Origin of the sequence: Bradyrhizobium algeriense (genome assembly GCF_036924595.1) — a bacterium.
In the GTDB taxonomy this organism is placed as follows: Bacteria; Pseudomonadota; Alphaproteobacteria; order Rhizobiales; family Xanthobacteraceae; genus Bradyrhizobium; species Bradyrhizobium algeriense.
In genome coordinates this window covers 2,375,692-2,396,673 of sequence record NZ_JAZHRV010000001.1, presented here as the reverse complement: position 1 = coordinate 2,396,673, position 20,982 = coordinate 2,375,692, and the positions used below count along the sequence as shown (strand labels likewise).

General features: G+C 62.6%; 21 protein-coding genes. 7 read left to right on the top strand and 14 right to left on the bottom strand.

Going from position 1 to position 20,982, the window contains the following annotated elements:
• Positions 1-38: 38 nt before the first annotated feature.
• The 4 genes from V1286_RS11655 to V1286_RS11640 form a co-directional block, all read right to left on the bottom strand.
• Positions 39-338, bottom strand: coding sequence for an acylphosphatase (locus V1286_RS11655; protein WP_334479693.1), 300 nt, complete (start codon positions 336-338; stop codon positions 39-41).
• Positions 335-1,204 carry an isocitrate lyase/PEP mutase family protein gene (locus V1286_RS11650; protein ID WP_334479691.1) on the bottom strand — a complete coding sequence of 290 codons (870 nt, stop codon included), beginning with the start codon at positions 1,202-1,204 and terminating at the stop codon, positions 335-337. The genes V1286_RS11655 and V1286_RS11650 overlap by 4 nt, the downstream gene beginning before the upstream one ends.
• Before the next feature lie 138 nt (positions 1,205-1,342).
• Positions 1,343-3,358, bottom strand: coding sequence for an acetyl/propionyl/methylcrotonyl-CoA carboxylase subunit alpha (locus V1286_RS11645; RefSeq protein WP_334479690.1), 2,016 nt, complete (start codon positions 3,356-3,358; stop codon positions 1,343-1,345).
• Between the two features lie 136 nt (positions 3,359-3,494).
• The gene (locus tag V1286_RS11640) at positions 3,495-3,704 is read right to left on the bottom strand and encodes a hypothetical protein (protein WP_334479689.1); all 210 of its coding nucleotides are present in this window, start codon (positions 3,702-3,704) and stop codon (positions 3,495-3,497) included.
• Positions 3,705-3,816: 112 nt separating this feature from the next.
• On the opposite strand from V1286_RS11640, the gene V1286_RS11635 reads away from it, so the two are divergent.
• The 3 genes from V1286_RS11635 to V1286_RS11625 all read left to right on the top strand — a co-directional run bounded on the left by V1286_RS11635 (position 3,817) and on the right by V1286_RS11625 (position 7,349).
• Complete coding sequence (locus V1286_RS11635) at positions 3,817-3,993, top strand: RNA polymerase sigma factor region1.1 domain-containing protein (protein WP_334479688.1); 177 nt, start codon at positions 3,817-3,819, stop codon at positions 3,991-3,993.
• A gap of 75 nt (positions 3,994-4,068) precedes the next feature.
• A complete protein-coding gene (locus tag V1286_RS11630) occupies positions 4,069-4,833 on the top strand; it encodes a thermonuclease family protein (RefSeq protein WP_334479686.1) in 765 nt (254 codons plus the stop codon).
• 56 nt (positions 4,834-4,889) lie between these two features.
• On the top strand, positions 4,890-7,349 hold the full coding sequence (locus V1286_RS11625; protein WP_417021127.1) for a hybrid sensor histidine kinase/response regulator: 2,460 nt from the start codon (positions 4,890-4,892) through the stop codon (positions 7,347-7,349).
• A 32-nt stretch (positions 7,350-7,381) separates the two neighbouring features.
• Here the strand turns inward: V1286_RS11625 and V1286_RS11620 are convergent, their stop codons facing one another.
• Together V1286_RS11620 and V1286_RS11615 are read right to left on the bottom strand one after the other, a co-directional pair.
• Positions 7,382-10,042 carry a bifunctional diguanylate cyclase/phosphodiesterase gene (locus tag V1286_RS11620; RefSeq protein ID WP_417021248.1) on the bottom strand — a complete coding sequence of 887 codons (2,661 nt, stop codon included), beginning with the start codon at positions 10,040-10,042 and terminating at the stop codon, positions 7,382-7,384.
• Positions 10,043-10,194: 152 nt separating this feature from the next.
• The gene (locus tag V1286_RS11615; protein ID WP_108518326.1) at positions 10,195-10,728 is read right to left on the bottom strand and encodes a hypothetical protein; all 534 of its coding nucleotides are present in this window, start codon (positions 10,726-10,728) and stop codon (positions 10,195-10,197) included.
• A 313-nt stretch (positions 10,729-11,041) separates the two neighbouring features.
• Between V1286_RS11615 and V1286_RS11610 the strand changes: the two genes are divergently transcribed.
• Positions 11,042-11,605, top strand: coding sequence for a phosphatase PAP2 family protein (locus V1286_RS11610; protein WP_334479681.1), 564 nt, complete (start codon positions 11,042-11,044; stop codon positions 11,603-11,605).
• Positions 11,606-11,677: 72 nt separating this feature from the next.
• Here the strand turns inward: V1286_RS11610 and V1286_RS11605 are convergent, their stop codons facing one another.
• The gene (locus V1286_RS11605) at positions 11,678-12,169 is read right to left on the bottom strand and encodes a YciE/YciF ferroxidase family protein (RefSeq protein WP_334479680.1); all 492 of its coding nucleotides are present in this window, start codon (positions 12,167-12,169) and stop codon (positions 11,678-11,680) included.
• A gap of 71 nt (positions 12,170-12,240) precedes the next feature.
• Entirely contained in the window at positions 12,241-12,693 is a 453-nt protein-coding gene (locus tag V1286_RS11600; protein ID WP_334479678.1) for a PPC domain-containing DNA-binding protein, read from the bottom strand.
• A 211-nt stretch (positions 12,694-12,904) separates the two neighbouring features.
• Between V1286_RS11600 and V1286_RS11595 the strand changes: the two genes are divergently transcribed.
• Both V1286_RS11595 and V1286_RS11590 read left to right on the top strand, forming a co-directional pair.
• Positions 12,905-13,804 carry a DUF6328 family protein gene (locus tag V1286_RS11595; protein WP_334479676.1) on the top strand — a complete coding sequence of 300 codons (900 nt, stop codon included), beginning with the start codon at positions 12,905-12,907 and terminating at the stop codon, positions 13,802-13,804.
• A gap of 180 nt (positions 13,805-13,984) precedes the next feature.
• Positions 13,985-14,335, top strand: coding sequence for a hypothetical protein (locus V1286_RS11590; RefSeq protein ID WP_334479674.1), 351 nt, complete (start codon positions 13,985-13,987; stop codon positions 14,333-14,335).
• An 81-nt stretch (positions 14,336-14,416) separates the two neighbouring features.
• On the opposite strand, the gene V1286_RS11585 is transcribed toward V1286_RS11590, so the two are convergent.
• Positions 14,417-14,704, bottom strand: coding sequence for a hypothetical protein (locus V1286_RS11585; protein ID WP_334479672.1), 288 nt, complete (start codon positions 14,702-14,704; stop codon positions 14,417-14,419).
• Between the two features lie 196 nt (positions 14,705-14,900).
• Here V1286_RS11585 and V1286_RS11580 point away from each other — a divergent pair, with 196 nt between their 5' ends.
• Entirely contained in the window at positions 14,901-16,739 is a 1,839-nt protein-coding gene (locus V1286_RS11580) for an alkaline phosphatase family protein (RefSeq protein ID WP_334479670.1), read from the top strand.
• Between the two features lie 19 nt (positions 16,740-16,758).
• On the opposite strand, the gene V1286_RS11575 is transcribed toward V1286_RS11580, so the two are convergent.
• From V1286_RS11575 to V1286_RS11555, 5 genes are all read right to left on the bottom strand, one after another.
• Positions 16,759-16,938, bottom strand: a complete 180-nt coding sequence (locus tag V1286_RS11575) for a hypothetical protein (protein ID WP_108518311.1) — start codon at positions 16,936-16,938, stop codon at positions 16,759-16,761.
• Positions 16,939-16,980: 42 nt separating this feature from the next.
• Positions 16,981-17,217, bottom strand: a complete 237-nt coding sequence (locus V1286_RS11570; RefSeq protein ID WP_334479668.1) for a hypothetical protein — start codon at positions 17,215-17,217, stop codon at positions 16,981-16,983.
• Between the two features lie 311 nt (positions 17,218-17,528).
• Positions 17,529-18,206 (bottom strand): hypothetical protein, encoded by a 678-nt coding sequence (locus V1286_RS11565; protein ID WP_334479666.1) that lies wholly within the window; start codon positions 18,204-18,206, stop codon positions 17,529-17,531.
• Between the two features lie 374 nt (positions 18,207-18,580).
• Entirely contained in the window at positions 18,581-19,135 is a 555-nt protein-coding gene (locus V1286_RS11560; RefSeq protein ID WP_334479664.1) for a hypothetical protein, read from the bottom strand.
• Complete coding sequence (locus tag V1286_RS11555; protein WP_334479663.1) at positions 19,132-20,976, bottom strand: caspase family protein; 1,845 nt, start codon at positions 20,974-20,976, stop codon at positions 19,132-19,134. Before V1286_RS11555 ends, V1286_RS11560 begins: the two co-directional genes overlap by 4 nt.
• Positions 20,977-20,982 lie beyond the last annotated feature (6 nt).

The window sequence follows — 20,982 nt, the reverse complement described above, 5'->3', positions numbered from 1 at the left end:
AGTCACCTCGTGGGTGCGTATCAGCCTTGTCAGGGCGGTCAGATCGTCGGCAGCACGGAGAACCGCTCGCCTGCCTCCCGCAGGTTCAGCAGATCAGGATTGGCGGCTTCGTCCTGAACCGCCTGCACTCGTGCTGATGAAGGCCCGCGCCGGCATGCCGCGATCATGGCCGTAACGGCTGCCGCGGGGCCAGAGAACACCGCCTCGACGCCGCCGTCCCGGCGATTGCGCACCCAGCCTTCGAGATCACGCGACCGCGCCTCGTGTTCGACAAAGTAGCGGTAGCCGACGCCCTGCACCCGGCCCCTGATCGTGATGTGTCGGATGGTGTCGCTCATGGCTTGTTCAATCCGAGGAATGCGCCACTGCGCGCTTTCACGTCCGCCTCGCGCATCGCCCGGCCGGTCAATTCGGATGACGCCAGGCCCTTCAGGTTCTTCGGCGAGCCTCCCTCACGCAAAGCCTTGAGCGTTTCATAGACGGCCTGCGTGGCGGCGGCGAACGGCGCGTGGCCCTGCAGCGCGATCCGCACGCGCTGACTTTCGAGATAATCGAGCGCGGTCATGTCCTCGGCCGCGCCACCGAGCACGATCGGCAAGCTCGTTGCGGCTGAAACGGCTTCGAGCTCGCCGCGGTTCTTGATGCCGGTGAAGAACAGCGCATCGACACCAATGGCCTCGTATGCTTTTGCGCGCGCGATGGCGTCGTCGAGACCGGTTATGGATACGGCGCCGGTGCGGCCCATGACGACCAGCGAGGGGTCGCCGCGCCCGTCGAGCGCGGCCTTCATCTTGCCGACGCCTTCCTCCAGCGGGATCAGTTGCGTCTTGGCCTGGCCGAATGCCTGCGGCAACAGCGTATCCTCGATAGTGAGGCCGGCGGCGCCGGCAGCCTCGAGTTCCTGCACGGTGCGGCGGACGTTGAGCGCATTGCCGTAGCCGTGATCGGCATCGACAAGCACCGGCAAGGCTGCGGCACGGGACATCCGGCGCATCTGCTCGGCCAGCTCCGTTAGCGTGATCAGGGCAATGTCGGGATCGCCGAGGACAGCAAGCGAGGCCACCGAGCCGCCAAACATGCCGAGTTCGAAACCGAGGTCTTCTGCAATACGGATCGAGGTCGCGTCATAGACCGACCCCGGCCGGACGCAGCTGGAGCCGGTGAGAATGGAACGCAATTTCTCTCGGCGTTGACGGAAAGCCATGGTTGCCCTCGGTTCTATCCGCCGTCATTGGGAGCGCAGCGAAGCAATCCATAGCGCCACAAGCCGAACCATGGATTGCTTCGTCGCTTCGCTCCCTTGCACAAACGCTTCGCGTTTGTCGCAGGCATGACGGAAGCGTTACGCAAACTCCAATATCAACGCATCCACCGCCAGCGTCGCGCCGGCTGCAGCATGAATCTTCTTCACCGTGCCGTCGCGCTCGGCGCGCAGCACGTTCTGCATCTTCATCGCCTCGACCACGGCCAGCGTCTCGCCGGACTTGACCTCCTGCCCTTCGGCAACCGCAATCGACACCACGAGCCCGGGCATCGGACACAACAGCTTCTTGCCGGTGTCGGCCGCCGAGTTCACCGGCATCAGCCGGGCGGCGGCGGCCTCGCTTTCGGTGAAGACGTTGACCGCAACGTCAAAGCCCTGGTGCGCCAGGCGGATGCCGTTCGGAATCGCGCGCGCCTGCATCGCCACGACGTGGCCGTCGATGGTGCCATGCCAGACCGGTTCGCCCGGCGTCCACGTCGAGAGCAGATTGTGCGGATTGCCGGGCAGACCATCGGCGCCGATGAAGCGCACCGCGATGCCCTCGGCCTCGCGCGCCACATCGAGCGCGATTTCGTCGCGATCGAGCCACACCGCGCGGCGGCGTTCGCGCTGCACCAGCCGGCCGGTCAACTGTCCGGAAATCTGCCGCTTGCGCTCGCCAAGCACATGATCGATCGCAGCTCCCACGGCCGCCAGCCGCCGCGCGACCTCGCCTTCCGGCGGATGCGCGGAAAAGCCCTTCGGAAATTCCTCCGCGATGAAGCCTGTGGAAAGCTTGCCCTCGCGCCAGCGCGGATGGTTCATCAGCGCCGACAGGAACGGAATATTGTGCCTGATACCATCGACGTAAAACGCATCCAGCGCGGTTGACTGCGCCTCGATCGCAGCCGCCCGCGACGGCGCATGCGTGACGAGCTTGGCGATCATCGGATCGTAATGGATCGAGATTTCGCCGCCTTCCTGCACGCCGGTATCGTTACGGATGGTGACACCGTCCTGGCTCGCTTCGGCCGGCGGACGGTATTTCACCAGCCGGCCAATGGACGGCAGGAAGTTGCGGAACGGGTCCTCGGCATAGACGCGCGATTCAACCGCCCATCCCGTCAGCGTGACGTCTTTCTGCGCGATCGAAAGCTTCTCGCCGGCGGCGACGCGGATCATCTGCTCGACAAGGTCGATGCCGGTGACGAGCTCAGTGACGGGATGTTCGACCTGCAGGCGCGTGTTCATCTCCAGGAAGTAGAAGCTCTTGTCCTGGCCGGCGACGAATTCGACCGTGCCGGCGGAATCGTAGTTCACGGCCTTCGCCAGCGACACCGCCTGCTCGCCCATCCTGCGGCGGGTCGTCTCGTCGAGCAGCGGCGACGGCGCCTCCTCGATGACCTTCTGGTTGCGGCGCTGGATCGAACATTCGCGCTCGCCGAGATAGATCACGTTGCCATGCTTGTCGCCGAGCACCTGGATTTCGATGTGGCGGGGATCGACGATGAATTTCTCGATGAACACCCGATCGTCGCCGAACGAGGATTTGGCTTCGGCCTTGGCGAGGTTGAAGCCTTCGGCGACTTCCTTCTTCGAATGTGCGATCCGCATGCCCTTGCCGCCGCCGCCGGCAGAGGCCTTGATCATCACGGGATAGCCGATCTCGTCGGCGATCTTCACCGCGTGCTTTTCGTCTTCGATGACGCCGAGATGTCCCGGCACCGTCGAAACCTTGGCCTTGGCAGCTGCCTTCTTGGATTCGATCTTGTCGCCCATCGCGGCGATCGCGCCCGGGTTGGGGCCGATGAAGACGATGCCCGCCTTGGCAAGCGCGCGCGGAAATGCCTCGCGCTCGGACAGGAAGCCATAGCCGGGATGCGCGGCCTCTGCGCTGGTCTTGCGGCAGGCATCGACGATTCTGTCGATCAGCAGATAGCTCTCGGCCGCCGCCGGCGGGCCGATCAGCACGGCGTCGTCGGCCATTTCGACATGGAGCGCATCGCGGTCGGCTTCGGAATACACGGCCACCGTCTCGATCCCCATCCGGCGCGCAGTCTTGATGACCCGGCAGGCGATCTCGCCGCGATTTGCGATCAGAATTCTCTTGAACATGTTCTTCTTGCTTGAGCTTTGGGCGGGATCCTCCCCCGCAATGACATGCGGGAACGCGGGTAACACACCCCTCGTACAGCAAATATCGATGGAGGCAACGGTCTCGTATCGGCTTCGAATGCCGGCCGGCGGTAATTCACCCCGAATAAGAGCCGAACCGGCCTCGCGCATAGGCGCGGGATACCGCCTTCATCAGTTCGGCAGCCTCAGATTCCAGATATTCGTTGGCGACAATCAGCGCGCGCACCGTCGCCCGCAGATCGCCGCCGCAGGCTGAAATCGCTTGATCCACCGCGGTTTCCAGCTCGTCGTTCTCTTCGAATTTCGGCTGTGAAGAGGACGACATGGCAAATATTCCGTGTTGAGCGACGGCACCTATGTTCCTATTTTGTTCTCACGAAGTCAATGATGCTCTCATCCCCTTGATGTAGGAGCTACAATATCGGGAGGACGATCAAATGGATTTATCGGCGATCATCAGAAAAGCGATTGAAATCGGCGACCAGCATGGGTTCATCACATTTGACCAAATTGACGAGCTCGTGCCGTCATCTGCCGACAGGCCTGAGCCCGAAATCATTGAAGCTCTCTTCGAGGCCTTGAGCGCCCGAGGAATAGACGTCAGAGAGGCGTAGGGCCGCCGCGCTTGGTTCATTGACGCCAGCATGTGCTAGAACGCATCGGTGCAAAATCTATTTAAAGTGAAACAGATGCGGTCACAAATTTTTCTGGTTGCGGCGTTGCTATCGATCGTACTTCCGGCCAGCCAGAGTTCGGCCACCACCGCCGTCGTTCGGGATGGCGGCACGCTTCAGCTTGGCAATGTCACCTACCGGCTCGACGGCATCGATGTCCCGACCGTCGACCAGCTCTGCATCGACGAACACGCCGATAGCTGGACCTGCGGGATCGAGGCGCGCGATCAACTGACAAAACTGATCGGCGGTAAACAGGTCCGCTGCGACGATCTCGGCCCCGATCCCGCCTACAAGAAACGGCGCATCGGCGTCTGCAAGATCGAGGGTGAAACGACAAGTCTCAGCCAGTTGCTGGTCCGCAACGGCTTTGCCTTGAATGTCGAAGCCGCCGCCAGCGGCCGCTTCCAGGTAGACGAGGCCCGCGCCAGGGAAGACCGCCAGGGATTGTGGAAAGGCTGCTTCGCCGCGCCACGCGAGTTCCGCGCCGGCAAGAAGGACGGCGCCCTGCTCGGCGCCGCGTGCCGTACCGATCGCGACCGCGAAATCCGCGAGGCCCTGTTCCCAGAGGATCTCGTGATGCCGGCGGGCTGCAACATCAAGGGCAAATACGCCGTCCGCGCGCGCGTCACCGGGAACCTCGGCATCTACCACCTGCAGATGTGCCGCTCCTATCCGGGACTGACCAAGCCGGATCGCTGGTTTTGTTCCGAGGAAGACGCGCAGGCCGCCGGGTTCCGCAGGGCCTATAACTGCCGCGCGGCAACAAAGAGCAAATGAAGCTGGCAAAGCCGCCGGCTCCTGTGTGAGAGTACCGCCAGAGGTTGCTGGCGCGCATGACCCCTTCCGACACTTCAAACGTTCTGCCTGAAGCTGCCGCTGATCGCTTGCGGCGACATCTCCAGCAAATCGCGAGCGAACGCGATCGGGCTCATCGCGCCCTGCAGGAACGCGAAGCCGAGCTGGCGCGGATTCAGCGCATCGCCGGCGTCGGCGGTCTCGAAATCGATTTCCGCGACGGCGTCAAGAACCGCCGCTCCCCCGAATATCTGCTGGTTCACGGCTTGCCGCCCGAGGCGACCAACGAAACCTACGAGGAATGGGTCAGCCGAATCCATCCCGAGGATCGCGAGCTAACGGTCCAGCATTTGTTCGGCGTACTGAAGAGCGAGAGCGAGGACTATTCGGCCGTATACCGCATCGTGCGACCGAATGACGGCGCGACCCGCTGGATCCGCGTCGTCGCCAAGATCGAGCGCGACCCTGATGGCCGTGCGCTGCGCCTGGTCGGCGCCGATTGCGACGTCACTGCTCAAATGCTGGCGCAGGCAACCTTGCGCGAAAGCGAGGAGCGCTTCCGCCTGATCGCCAACAGCGCGCCGGTGCCGATCTGGGTCACCAAGCTCGACCGCACCCGCTCTTTTCTCAACCAGGCCTATCTCGATTTTCTCGGGCTGCCGTTCGAGGAAGCCATCGTGTACGACTGGCGCAAGATGCTGCATCCGGACGACCTGCCCCGTTTCCTGAAGGAATTGGCCGCGGGCGAGGCCTCGCTCAAGCCGTTCACGCTGGAAGCCCGCTACCAGCGCGCCGACGGCGACTGGCGATGGATGCGATCGGAATCCCTGCCGCGCTGGGATCCGACCGGCGCCCACATCGGCTTCATCGGTGTCGCCCACGACATCACATCAGCCAAACAGGCCGAGCACGATCTTCGCCGGCTGAACGACATCCTCGAATTGCGGATCACCGAGCGGACGGCGCAGCTGGAATCCAGCGAAGCCCAGATGCGCGCGATCCTGGAAACCAGCCATCAGTATCAGGGGCTTTTGAACCAGCACGGCGATCTCCTGTATGCCAACAAGACCGCGCTTGCCGGAATCTGCTGTGACGCCGGCGACGTGGTCGGCAAGCCGTTCTGGGAAACGCCGTGGTTTTCCGGCACCGAAGGCATGCGCGACGCCGTCCGGGACGCCTTCATGGCCGTGATGCGGGGCGAAGAAGCCCAGATCGAAATGCGACTATGCCTGCCGATCGGCGAGCGTTATTTCGACTTCGTGATGCGCCCGTTGCGCGATCAGCACGGCGCGATCGTCGGCGCGGTGCCCGACGCCGTCGACATCACCGAGCGCCGCCTGGGCGAGGAAGCGCTGCGCCAGTCGCAGAAGATGGAAGCGGTCGGACAATTGACCGGCGGCGTGGCGCACGATTTCAATAATCTGTTGACCATCATCCGCTCCGCGACCGACTTCCTGCGCCGCCGCGAACTGCCGGAAGAGCGGCGCCGGCGCTACATCGACGCTATTGCAGAGACCGTGGAGCGCGCCTCCAAGCTGACCGGGCAGTTGCTGGCGTTCGCCCGCAAGCAGCCGCTGAAGCCGCAGGTATTCAATGTCGGCACCCAGGTCGAGGCGGTGGCGCAACTGATCCGCCCGCTGGTCGGCGCCCGGGTCAGGATCGACCTCGACATCGCCGATCTCCATTGTTTTGCGATCGCCGATATCGCGCAGTTCGAAACCGCGCTGATGAATCTCGCCGTCAACAGCCGCGACGCCATGAACAGCGAGGGCCGGCTCATCATCCGCGTCCGGAAAGTGGATGTCATTCCCCCGCTCCGCGCCCAGCCCGCCCGCGACGGCGACTTCGTCGCCATCACCGTGACCGACACCGGCTGCGGCATTGCGTCCGAACTGCTCGAGACGATCTTCGAGCCGTTCTTCACCACCAAGGAAGTCGGCAAGGGCACCGGCCTCGGCCTCAGCCAGGCGTTCGGCTTTGCCAAGCAGTCCGACGGCGACATTGCGGTCGCGAGCGAGCCCGGCCTGGGCGCGACGTTCACGATCTACCTGCCGCAGGCCGCGATGCCGGCCGATGCGGTCGAGGCCGCCGCGACCGGCAGCGAACCCGCCGCGCGCGGCCGCGGCTATCGCGTGCTCGTCGTCGAAGACAATGACGACGTCGGCCAGTTCTCTACCGAGCTCTTGGAAGATCTCGGCTACACGGTCCGCCGCGTCGCCAGCGCGGATGCCGCGCTGGCGATCCTTGCCGAGGACGAGTTTTCCGCCGACCTGGTGTTTTCCGACGTCATCATGCCCGGGATGAACGGCGTCGAGCTCGCCGGCATCGTGCGCGAGCGCTATCCCGGCCTGCCCGTGGTGCTGACCAGCGGCTACAGCAACGTGCTCGCGGAGAATGCTCACCGCGGCTTCGAGCTGATCCAGAAGCCCTATTCGGTGGAACTGCTGTCGCGGATTCTCAGGAAGGCGATTTCCGAGGCACGGCCGCAGGAGGCCTAAAGCAACCTGGTCTTGAGCCTTACCTGGGGGCCCTACGCCGCGTCCTCGACGCCTGCCCTGCCCGATGCCAGCAGCGCGCGGATTTCCTGCGCCGGGCGCGCCGCGCTGAACAGAAAGCCCTGCATCTGGGTACATCCGAGATTCTGCACGGTCTCGCGCTGCTGCAGCGTCTCGACGCCTTCTGCCGTGGTGATCATGTTGCGGTCGGCGGCGATGCTCACCACCGCGCGGATGATCGAGGCCGACGAGGAGTTGCGCGTCACTTCCTTGACGAAGGAGCGGTCGATCTTGATCTTGTCGAACGGGAAGCGCTGCAGATATTGCAGCGAGGAATAGCCGGTTCCGAAATCGTCAAGCGCGATGTGAACCCCGAGCGCGCGGAGCTGGTTCAGCGTCGCGAGCGCCGCGTCGTCGTCCGCGATCAGGACGGCTTCCGTGATCTCCAGCTCCAGCCGGCGCGGGTCGAGCCCGGTCTCGGAGAGGACAGAAGCGACCTTCAGCGATAGCGTTTCCGACCGGAACTGGATCGGCGAGACGTTGACGGCGATGCGGACATCGGCCGGCCAGGCCGCCGCTTCCGCGCAAGCCGTGCGCAGCACCCACTGCCCGATCTCCTCGATCAGGCCGGTTTCCTCGGCCACCGGCACGAAGTCGGCCGGCGAGACCATGCCGCGCACCGGATGCCGCCAGCGCAATAGCGCCTCGCAGCCGGTGACACGATCGCTGCCCAGGTCGACCTGCGGCTGATAGTGCAGTTCGAAGCCGCCCTGCGCCAGCGCCGCGCGCAAATCCGCCTCCAGCTCGCGGCGATGATTGGCCTGCTGTTCCATCGCAGGATCGAAGAAGCGATAGGTCCTGCGGCCGGCCGCCTTCGCCGCATACATCGCGAGATCGGCGTTCTTCAGGAGATAGAACAGCTCCGAGCCGTCGCGCGGGGCGATCGCAATGCCGATGCTGGCATCGCTGGAAAGCTGGTGGCCGTGGCAGTCGAACGGGGTGCGCAGCGCCTGATAGATCCGCGTGACCAGCGCGTGAACGTCCTCGCCGCTCTCGATGCCGTGCTGAAGGATGGCGAATTCGTCCCCGCCGAGGCGGGCGATGAAATCTTCGGGGCCGACTGACTGCCGCAGCCGCTCCGCCACGCCCTTCAGGAATTCGTCGCCGATCAGATGTCCCAGCGTGTCGTTGATGCGCTTGAACTCGTCGATGTCGAGATAGAGGATCGCGAATTCGCGCCCCTCGGTTTCCAGCAGCAATCCTTCCGCATGGCGCTGGAACAGCGAACGGTTCGGCAGATTGGTCAGCGCGTCGTAATGGGCGAGATGTTCGATCCTGGCCTGGTCGCGCCGCCCTTCGGTGACGTCTTCCAATGTCGTCGCCCAGCCGCCGTCCGGCGAGCGCTTGAAGATCAGCCGGATCGTGCGGCCATCCGGCGTCGAGGTCACGGTGTCCTGAACCAGGCTGCTGTTGGGGTCGAGAAACCGGGCGCAATAGGCGTTGACGTCGCCGACAAAGGAGCCGCGCTCCTGACGGTGCCGGATCAGGTCGCGCAGATGACAGCCGGGTTTGACCACGTCGGCCGAGAGGCCGAACATGTCGATATATCGCCGGTTGCAGATCACGAGGCGCCCCGAGGCATCGAACAACAGCAGGCCCTGCGTCATGTTGTTGATGGCGGTGTCGAGATGCTGGCTCTTCTCCGAGAGCTTGCGCTGGGCTGCGGCATGCTGCTGGCGTAGCTGACGCTCGATCAGGAAGACCATACCGATCACGACGACGATCGCCAGCGCCGCCGCAAAGAATTGCAGCCTGGTCTGCGCCCGCCAGTCGGCGAGTGCGGTCTCGGTCTTCGTGGTCGCGACGATCAGGATCGGAAAGTGCATCAGCGACTTGACCGCGCCGACCTTTTCTTCCGACAATCTCGCACTGGTGAAGCGTCCCGATATGTTGCCGTCCACGGCCAGCGCGCGTTGAAACGCCTCGGTGCCGGCAACATTGAAGCCGATCAGGCTGTCGTTCTTGGGATAGCGGGCGATGATGGTACCGTTGCGGTGAATCATCGAGATCGCGGTACCGCTGTTGAGCTCCAGCGATCCAACAAAAGCGTCGAAATGCGAAGGCTCGACACCGCGGCTGGCGAAGCCGATGATCTCGCCGTTCCGGCCAACGATCCTGCGCGCAAACAGGGTGGTCCAGTTCTTCGTCACCTTGCTGACGACCGGCTCGACGATCACGTCGGACGTCGGTCTCCCGGATGTGAACTCCTTGAAGTACTGGCGGTCGGCGATGCTGAGGTCCGGCACCGGCCACATCTCGGAGGAATTGATCAGCCACCCCTTGGCGTTCCACAGATTCAGCGCGCCGACATGCGGCAGCGCCGAGAGCTTGGAGCGGAGCATCTCGTGCGCGCTTAAGCTCGACATTCTCTGTTCGAATTCATCAGACGTGTCGACCCCATCGGCCTGCATGCCGGCGACGACGTCCTCGTGTACGTGTTGGAGATCGCTCAGTTGCTGGTCGAAATGCCGCGACAGCAGCAGCGCGCTGTTGTTGAGTTCGCGCTCGGCGACTTCCAGCGCCCGCTCGCGATATTGCATGGCGAAATAGCCGGTGCCGAGCATGATTGCGATCACGAGCACCGCAGCGCTTAAGATCAGCCACTGGATGGCACTCAACCTGATCCGCCACGGCATGCCGCCGTCAAACAGCGGCTGGCTCTCCGCGACGATGTCTTGCGATGAATTATTCAGCATTACCGCTGCCCCCACAGGCGCTTGTTGTAGGGAACACAACCCAAAAGGGCGTTAGCAAAATGAGTTATCGCGAGGTTAACGCGGCGGCGGAATCAGGCGGTTTCGGTTTCCGCCAGTTCGTCTTCCTTGAGGCTGCACTCGATCAGCGCGCCGTCGATCGTGAATTTCGAAAACAGCGAAGCCGGCGGCGAGGCCTGCAGCGCCGCGAAGTATTGTGAATCTCCGGGGCTCTTCAGGAAGAAGCGGATGTGGTTGGCCGACATCGTGTCCCTCGACAGCCACACGATGCCGGAGAACAGCGCCACCATCATCTGGGCGTATTGGCCAGCGTCTGCGATGCCCAGTTCATAGACCGGCGACACCAGGATAAAGCGCGCCCGCAGGATCGGCGACGGGAATTTGCTCATCATCAGGCGGCTGACCTGGCAGGCCGCATGAATCCGCTCGCCGTCGGAAAGGCAGTACAGGCTGGGATGGTCGCCGTCCTTGGTCAGGGCATCATAGGTCGTGAAACTTCCCGTCGAAAAGGTCGAAAAGTCCTCGCCGACGCTTTCAGCGTCCTTCTTCCACTGGCCCTTGATCGACCGCCAGGACCTGTCCGGCTCTTTCATCGGCAGAAGGCGCATGACTAACCAGAGGTTAATGCAGGAATTGATGCCGGTATTTTACGGACGGCGGCTAAACGTTTGCTTACGCTGGCGCCTGTCCGCGCAAATATTTGTTCGGCCTCGTAAAACTACTACCTTGGGGGCGTTTTGCCGCGGCGTTTCCTCGCAGTGTCGGCCTCGCTGCAGCCAGTGAAAGCGACCACAGGAACGATCGGGCCCGGTGCGGGTTTTCCCGTATCGACGTTTCTCTCCCCCGCGACGTCGAACTCGAACCCCGCCGAACATCCATGGACGGGTTGGCAGGGATCCTTTTATTCCGGTTGAAAGACGGATGATGGCGCTGTTTCCGATACGGCCAACTCAGGCCGACATCGAAATCGCGGAACGGATTTCGGATCACACCCGTCCGGAAGTCGAACAGATTGCCAAGATCCTCACCTGGGGCGCCGACGAGCACGTCGTTTGCGCGCTCGCCGCAGGCTGGTGGCTCTACTGCAGGCATCGAAGCGCGCGCCATCGCACCGACAGCAACCATATCCTGCTGACGACGGTCGCCGCTACGCTTCTGCCGCATCTGTTGAAGTCGATCTTCGACCAGAGACGCCCCGACCGTCTGATGGTCCGCGGGCACCTTCACGGCGTGCCGTTTTCGGGAAAACCTCTCGACGCCTTTCCATCCGGCCATGCCATCCATGTCGGCGCGCTGGCATCGGCGGCCGCCGTGCTGCCGCCCGCGCAACGCAGCCTGGCCTGGTCGATCGGCGCGGGCCTGGTCCTGACGCGGATCGTTCTCTTGGCGCACTGGACCAGCGATGTGATCGCCGGCCTTGCGATCGGCGCTGCGGTCGAACGACTGCTCCGACGCTGGACGGGTTTCGGATTGTCGCACAGATAGTCGAGGCTTGCGGCGTCTCGTGCAGACAGGGCCGGCGGCGCTCGCCACGGCGCCGTCGGCCGGCTTGCGGTCTTACGCCGCGGCCTCATAGTTGACAGCGGTCTCCGCGATCTTGGTCAGGGTTTCGTCGGTCTTCTTCTCTTCTGTCAAAGTCTGGTCGATCAGCTTCACAGCTTGCGGATTATTGAGCTTGGCCGCCCAGGCTTTCAGGGTGCCGTAGCGCGAAATCTCGTAATGCTCGACCGCCTGGGCTGCGGCCAGCAGGCCGGCATCGAGCGCAGGCGTATCGGCATACTCCTCCATGATCTCCTTGCCTTCATCGAGGATGCCCTCGATGGCATCGCACTTCTTGCCGCGCGCAGCCTTGCCGAGCAGCTCGAATATCTGTTCCAGGCGCTCGACGTGCCCCTCGGTCTCATCATGGTGCTTTTCGAACGCGCCCCGCAGCTTGTCCGAATTCGCGGCCTTCGCCATTTTCGGCAGCGCCTTCAGGATCTGCTTTTCGGCGTAGTAGATGTCCTTGAGCGTATCGAGAAATAGTTCGTTGAGATCCTTCTCAGCCATGTCGTCCTCCATTGTTTGGCAGGCGGACAACATGGGATTGAACGTAATGTTCCTAAGCCGCGCGCGACGCCTCAACCGCGCGCAGCCGCAAGATCGATCAGCGCAATCCCGAGGTCCGGCCGCTTCTTTCGTCGAAGTGTTGCCGGGACTTCGGTCAGGACCACCTCGAGCGTTGGCCTCACCGTGCCTGCCAGCAGGTGGCCGCCGCGGGTCGAGCCGTCGGCGAGCCCCAGCACGATGTGGACATGGAGGCTCGGCTTGCCGTCATCGCCGACGGCGATGTCTCCGATCGCACTGAGAACCTCGCATTGCTCATTGACCTCGATCTTGCGGTAGCTCTTCGAGGCGATGTCGAACCAGCCGACGGTGGCCCGCTCGAAGGCGCCGATGGCGGTCAGGGAGGCCGCGGAAATCCCTGCTTCATTGGCGAAGCGGGTGAGCACTGCAAACGCCTCCTCGCCCGTGTCAAGAATGATGACGTGAACCTGCGCCTGCTCGTCGGCGCCGATGCGCTTGCTCTTCATGGGTAACCTCGCAATTGCCGTTCAGGCCGCGCCACGTCTGCAGCTCGACGGTTGCGCCAGCCTCCTTGAGGCGGATCGCGCGGCACTCCCGTTCAATCGGCGTCGCCAGACATCGTTCCAAGCGGCTCGAATTCGAGCAGGTTCGCGATGCCGCAGGCGAGCCGCCCTGGAACTCCGCAATCTGAGGGAAGTTCAATAGGCGGAGATAGCGATGGATGTCGAAAGCCGCCTGAAGACTGCGCTCGATGAATCGAGGCTCCTGATCCTCGGAGCCCAAGTGCTGTTCGGATTCCAGTTCGAGGCGGTTTTTCAGGAACGCTTTCCGGACGTCTCCGACGCAGCGCGGCATATGCATGGTGCGGGGCTTGTGCTGATGCTGATGAGCATCAGCCTCCTGATTGCCCCTTCGCTGTTTCATCAGATCATCTTCGCCGGCGACAGCCGGGTGGGAGCCATCGCAACGGCAACGACGCTGGCAGGCATCAGCCTGCTGCCGCTGACCGTCGGATTGGGCATCTCGGCCTTCGTGGCCCTCGAACATATTTTCGGCCGCACCTTCGCTATCGCCGCCGGCTCGTCATTTACCGCCGTCGGCCTGGCGCTGCTGTACGGCCTCGGCTTTGCGCTGAGACGGGATCGGAAGAACCAGATGCAGGAAATGTCCAACGAGACCTCGCTGAAATCCAAGATCGAGCAGATGCTGACGGAGGCCCGGGTCATCATCCCGGGCGGCCAGGCGCTTCTCGGGTTTCAACTGATCGCCACCTTCACGAAGGCGTTCAACGAGCTGCCGGACCTGTTCAAATATATCCATTGTGCCGCGCTGTGTGCGGTGGCGCTAGCCGTCATCCTCTTGATGACACCCGCCGCCGTTCACCGCCTGGGCTTTCAGGGCGAAGACGATCCGGATTTCTTCGAGATCGGCTCCCGTCTTGTGATCGCCGCCTCGATACCATTGGCCATCGGCATTGCCGCTGACGTCGCAGTGGTGTTCTTCAAGACCACCGACGATACGGTCATAGCGCTGAGCGCCGGCGCGATTGCGCTGGTCGCGTTGCTTGCGTTCTGGCTGGTTTATCCGATCTGGCACCGCGCTCGCGTTTCAGGATAGTCGCGGATGGAAGGCACATTTCGACAGCGTTGCCGGAACGCTACGTTCCGTTTTTTGGACCCCAAGGCGGAACTGAAACCTCACATCCGTTTGAAGTAATCCGATCACGATATCGGAACGGTCGCTGGCGCCCCTCGTTGGCCCCAGGTCACTGCAAGGCCACTCAAACGGAGGCAACTTATGAACTTGAAGCTCCTGACCGCAGCCGCAGTTCTTTCTACTGCCGTCGCGGCGCCGGCACTGGCGCAGGATGCTCACGGAAGGTCGGATGCCATCCGGCAGTATCAGACCAGCGACCGCTACTATCATCGACACGGCGGATTCTGGCCGGGTGACGTAGCGGCCGGCATCGTCGGCGGCGCCATCGGTACCGCGGGCGCGATCGCCACAGCGCCGTTCCGGAACGACGTCTACGCGTATAATGACGGCTATTACGGGCGCCGCTACTATGGCGGCTACAACAGCGGTTTCGTCTGTCAGCCCGGAACGACGTTCTGGGGTGACGACGGTCGACGTCATATCTGTCAGTAACAAGAGCGCATGAAAGACTGGAGAGGCGGCCCCGCGGCCGCCTCTTTTCTTGTGACTTGCCGGTTAAATCCGCAACCGACGTCAGGTAACTGATGAGGCGCGCCTGGGCCGACCCTTCTTGCCCGGCGGATCGCCGCCGCGATCCACCCGGCTCACACGCTGGGCACGCTCCTTGTCCCGCGGCTGCTCCTGTCCGCGTTCGTCGCGGACGATGCCTTGGTCATGGCCGCCCTCGTCGTGGTGGCCGCGTCCCGGCTCCGTCGCCTCGCGTTGCTGCTCCTTGCCCTCCTTCACCAGCAGCTCATCTCCGAGCATTTGCCCGATGATCTGTTTGGTCTGGGCTTCGGCTTTCTGTTGGAACTTGCTCATGGCTGGCCTCCTGCCAATGAAAACGGCGCCGGGGCTCCGATGTTTCCTCCGCGAGGCCCAACCTTTGACGGGGCGCGGATGCTTGCTGCCCGCCCTTGAGGCCGGTTCCACACAATGTAACAATCCTGTCGCAGAGCAAAACTAAACGGAAAGCGGCGGCGGATCGCCGCAACTGCTTTTCTGTGGGGGGAACCAGATGCGCCACACAACCCTGTTGCTATCAGCCGGTCTGATCGCACTCATCGCGGGCTCGGCATCCGCGCAAAACGCCACCCCGCGTAACCTGATCCTGTTCGTACCGGACGGTTTGCGCGGCCGCATCGTGACGCCGCAGACCGCGCCTGCGATGGCCGAGGTACGCGACAAGGGCGTCAACTTCAAGAACTCGCATTCGCTGTTCCCGACCTTCACCATGGCGAACGGCTCGGCGATGGCCAGCGGCCATTACCTCGGCGATACCGGCACCTTCAGCAACACGATCTACACCGGCCGCCCCATCGCCCACTCCAACAACACGGTGACGCCGTTCCTCGAGGTCAATCCCGTCCTGCTCGAGGTCGACGAGCATTTCGGCGGCGACTATTTGAACGAAGAGACGCTTTTGAAGATGGCGCGCGAGAAGGGCTACAGCACCGCCGCGATCGGCAAGCTTGGTCCGACCTATCTTTTCGACCATACCGACGGTGGCAAGAATTCCATCGTGATCGACGACTCCACCGGTAGCAAGAATGGCGTGCCGCTGTCCGATGAAATGAAGGACGCGCTGATCAAGGCCGGCCTCCCCTTGGTGACGACCCCGCGCGGGGAAAACAGCAAGGCCGGCGACGCCAAAACACCGGGCACCACGACGGCGAATGTCGCGCAGCAGGCCTACATGGCCGACGTCGCGGCCAAGGTCGTATTGCCGATGTTCAAGGCGCGCAACAAGCCGTTCGTACTGGTGTTCTGGTCACGCGATCCCGACGGCAGCCAGCACAATACCGGCGACAGCCTCAACACCATCACCCCCGGCATCAACGGACCGACCTCGATGGCCGGCATCAAGAACGCGGACGATAACCTGGCGCAGTTGCGCAAGGCGCTGGACGAACTCGGCCTTGCGGCGACGACCAACATCATCGTCTCCTCCGATCACGGCTTCTCGACGATCTCGAAGGAGAGCAAGACCAGCCCTGCGGCGAAGATCGCCTACGAAGACACGCCGAAGGATTTCCTCCCCATGGGCTTTCTCGCCGTCGATCTGGCGAAGGCGCTGGACCTGCCGCTGTTCGACCCCAACGACAAGAACGCGCGCGTCGCCGACAATGCCCATCCCAAGGCAGGCAACGGCCTGTTGGGCAAAGACCCGGCAAAACCCGATCTCGTGGTCGCGACCAATGGCGGATCGGACCTGATCTATATCCCCGGCAAGGAACGCAAGCTCGCGGACCGCACCATCAAGGCGCTGCTGGAACAGGATTACGTCAGCGGCCTCTTTGTCGATGACGAACTTGGGAATTTCCCCGGCACGCTGCCGATGTCGCAGCTCGGCCTCAAGGGCAAGGCGGTCGTGCCGCATCCGTCGATCGTGGTCAACTTCCGCTCCTGGTCGTCGGGATGCGAGGAGCCGACCAACTGCTCGGTGCAGATTGCCGACACCGTGCTGCGCCAGGGCCAGGGCATGCATGGCAGCTTCAGCCGCGGCGACACCTTGAATTTTGCGGCGGCGATCGGGCCCGACTTCAAATCGGGCTATGTCGATCCCCTCCCCGTCAGCAATGCCGACGTCGGCGCCACCGCAGCTAAGATCATGGGACTGACGCAAAAGGCAAAGGGCAAGCTGATCGGCCGCGTCATGACCGAAGCCATGCCCAATGGCGCAACGCCGATGGCCTATGCCGGCACCGTGAAATCGAAACCGGCGGCGAACGGCCTGCGCACCGTGCTCAACTTCCAGCGCGTCGGCTCGCAACGCTATTTCGACGCGGCGGGCTTTCCCGGCCGCACGCTCGGGCTGGATGCGGAAGGCGGCAAACAGAAAACGGCGGGGAAATAACCCCGCCGCATGTATCGGACTATCCGATGAGCCATAGCCCCTTGTGGATGTCGAATTTCACCAGGCCTTCGTCGCGCATTTTCAGAAGCAGGGATTGGCAGGCTTCCTCATTCGGAAGATTGGCACGCCGCATGAGTTGGTAAGCCTTCTGCGGCTTCTCGCGGAGCGCATTCAGGATATTCTCGCGATCTTTCAGCATGACTGGTCCTAAAATCCAAAACTGGCGTTCATGATGAACCGCTCAGGCGATAACGAGTTTGATCGGGCCGTCTTCAAGATTTCCCGCCGCGAGCGCGTCGCGTGCCATCTTTTCGACAACAGGCCAGTTTGCGAGAAGATATTTTTGGGCCAGCGCCTTCGTCGGCAGCTCGGTTTGCAGAATGCAGCTATGCCGCGCATTCCCGTTCGCGATCTGAAAGGATACCGCTTGCGGCCCCTCGATCATCTCTTGTTCAGTGGGTTTGGCGGCAATCCGCATTCGTTAGGTCCTTTGTGATTTCTGATTTGGCCATGCTGTCGGGATCGGCATCGAGCGCCGCACGTTGGCCCGTCTCTTAGCGATTGCGAATGAACGACCGGCGGCCAGCTAGGACTGATCGTCCTCGGCCTCCGGGGATCGCTTCGGCCTCTGATCCGCGATTGGCTGCGTGTTGCGGACCGCCTCGGCCAGCATGAGGCGCAACTCATCCTTCGTCATCGGTGGTTGCCGCGTGGTCGATGCTTTCCATTGTGCCATGAGAGGCTATATGGGGATGCCGGGGTGAGATTTAAACCCCCTGGCTCGCCCCATCAGTGTCCCAGCACGCCTTTTAGCCCGGTGTAGATCGACCCGCCGGCCGTCACCACCAGGCCGGCGAGCGGACCAAGGGTTTTCATCAGTTCCTGTATCCGGCGCGCCCGTCGGCGCATGACATCCGGCCCCACATGCTGGCCAAACATCCGGGCGAGCCGCACCGCTACAGCACTCGGGCGGCCTGAAGCCGCGATCGCATTCGGCAGCGAGCGAAGGATCAGCATGACCAGCAGATTTCCCGTCAAATAGGCCAGCATGATACTGAGCGCGTATTCGACGGCCTCGCGCCATTCGCGGAGGCTCTCCGGCAGGATCGGTACCTTGTCGACAACTCCGATGGTGATCAGCATGGCCATCACGCTGAGGAAGGCTGTGGCGATTCCAAACCCGGCGGCCCCCCTCACCCCGATCTTGTTGACGGCGTAGAGCATCACCCCGAACGGAATCGGGATGATCACTGACGCGATCCGCAGGTAGAGCGCGGAAACATCCAGCAGGATCGTCACAACGACATGCGCGGCGAGCAGCAGAAGCGCCGGGATCAGGACATAGAGCGCCGCGTGCCGCAGCACGAAGCGAACCGGACGGTCCAAAAACGCGAGTTGCGTGTTGACCCGGTCCAGCTCCCGCTGGAGCCGGTCAAGTTCCGCTACGAGGTTCTGGTTTTCGATCACAATCGGCTGCACGACACGGAGATCCCTGCTGCAATGCCTGCAGATGAGAGCCTCGTCCTTAATCGTCTCGGCGCAGAAAGGGCATTCCATCAGGCGATCAATCTGCCCATGGAAGATTGGAACGCGACAAGGGTTCGCGCGCGATTTGTCTGATCAATCTTCATGCGCTGACCGGCCTGCGCCGAAGCGACTCGAGCCGGGCCTTTGCCTCAACGAGCTCGGCCCGCAAGCGATCCCGCTTTTGCGACAGCGCCTGATGTTCGGCGGCCAGCGGCAAAGGAACGGCCGTATCCCGTCCGCAGGCCGCGCAGACGAGCGTATGCTCATCCTTCTCCGTTTTGCAAAAGAAGCAAGCTTCCGGCATCCCTGCCCCTCTAGTGTGCGACGCTGAGCAAAAATGTCGTCGCCGTGCGACGTCCCTCGGAATCATGGACTTCCACGCGGACCAGATGTTCGCCCGGCGGGGCTTCGGCGTCCGGAATCTCGATGCCCGTCGGCTGGGCATAAGGCTTTATTCTTGACGTCAGATCGACGTTTGGCATTTTCAGGTAAGTCACACGAAGCGAGTCGAGATTGATCGTTGCACCGCCGAATCCCCGAAATTTGAGCTGCAGACGTAGCGGGGAACGCGCCTCACTGGCATCGGGACCGGCAAGGTCGATACGCGGTCCGCGCGTGATGGCGCGAGCGGCATGAACGCCTTTTGGCGTGGGAAGCTGCGCTTCTTCCGGCGTGATCAGGACAACGCCTGCTTTGGCAGTCGGCGGCGGCTGCAATATGAAAATGAACGCCGCCAGAAATCCCGCGCAAAATATCTTCACAATACAGCCCCCGATCAGAGCGTTAAGTATTTTCATCGATCGAAGCTTCAAACCAGACACGTCCGACGGCAACCCAACAGCCGCCGCACTGTTTGCACAACTGGTCAATTACAGACTTCGACATTTGCAGGCGTTCCGCTTTTCGACCCCGTTACACTGCCCACAACCAGCCGGCAGCCCTTTTGTACGGGTCGGCAACCGCCGTGACCGCAGACAATCTGACCCGACCCTGCCACCGGCTTCGTGGATGGTGATTCAACTTGCTTTCGTTCCGTATCGGGCATCGGCTGTACACGTTCTCGAATTGCGGCTGGCTTCCTTGTTTCTTGAATCTTTTCGCACTCATTTTCGTTACCAAGCCGATAGCCGGCCCGGCACGTAATCTTTGTGCATCGATCTCCGTCCGCCCTATATCCGGTCTCACAAATCAGCGGGCAAACGCGCGTCGTTTTGCCCTTGACGACATCCAATGCATCGACGCTCGCAACCTTGACCTCCAGCTTCATCCCCGCGTGCTTGTTGAACAGATCGAGCGACCGCTGCGAGGCCGCATTCCAGTTGCCGTCCACCGCGCCGGTGTTGCAGCCGACCCGGCGCAGCTCGGCCTGAAGCGAGCGAGGAAGATCGACCGCCTTGGGTTGCTCGGAGTTGTCGGCCGACGGCGCTAACGCGGCGAGCTTTTCTTCCTTCGCCTTCTTTTCGGCAGCAGCTTCGGCGTCTGGAGCAGCCTTTTTGGCCTCGGCGGCAGCCTTGGCCTCTTCGGCCGCTTTGACGCGCTCAGCCTCCTTCTCGGCGGCCTTCGCAAGCGCTGCCGCCTTCGCGCGCTCGGCTTCCGCGACCTTCGCCTCTTCGGCCTTTTTCGCCAGCTCGGCAGCGACACGGGCTTTCTCGGCGGCTTTCGCCTGTTCCGCAGCTCTGGACTGCTCTGCGGCCTTGGCGCCTTCGATCGCGAGCCGCGCCTGCTCGTCCTGGGCTGCCTTGGCCTTGTTGGTGGCTTCGATCCGCACAGCTTCCGCAGCGAGCTTGTCACGCTGCGATTTGGCGAGCGCTGTATAAAAACCTGACGGATACTTCTCGATGAAGGCATTCCAGACGGGCTTGGTTGCTACCTGGAGCGCGAACTCATAATCGCGCCGCATCGTGGCGTCCTGATCGACCGGCGCAGCAACCGCCGCGGGAGCGGCTGGAACCAACGTTACATCGTTGCCACCCAGCGAGCCGTACACGAACGGTTCCTGCGCATTGCCCGTCGCCTTCAAGACATCGTCGCGGACGAAGCCGAACGCCTTGCGAAGATCGAGGCCCGGTTTGGCGAGGTGATTGACCAGCGCCGCGGCGAACGGGCTGTTCTTGCTGTCGCCGTCGGAAGCGGTCGATCCGGCCTTCGCAGCAAAGGCGATCATCGTGTTGGGGCTGGAAGGCTCGACCTTGGCCAGCCCGCGGCCGATCGCGCGGGACGCAATCGTTCGCTTCATGTTTTTGGCGAACGGGTTGTCCCGGCAGGCATCAAGGATTACCAGCCGCAATTGCTTCGCCGGCTCGACTGCAACCAGTACACGGTCCAACGACAGCGTCTCGTCCAGAACATCCGTATCAGTCTCAAGCGTCGCGTCGACCGGGATGAGATAGTTGGTGCCATCCAGCTCGATGCCGTGCCCGGCATAATAGATAACCGCAACGTTCGCGTCGCGGCTCCTGTTGCCGAAGTCGCGCAGCGTCTTGCGCAACTCGCCGACGGTCAGGTTCAGCTTGGACTCGACGGTGTCGAAGCCTGCCGACTTGAACATCGCAGCAACAGCCGCCGCATCGTTCGCGGGATTGCTGAGCTTGGCCACGTTCCGGTAGGCCGAATTGCCGATCACCAAGGCCACGCGTTTGTCAGCCAGCGCGGGCTGGCCAGCCAGGAAAATGAACCCGACCGTCAAAAAGATGTTTAGCAAAGCGCGCATTAAAAA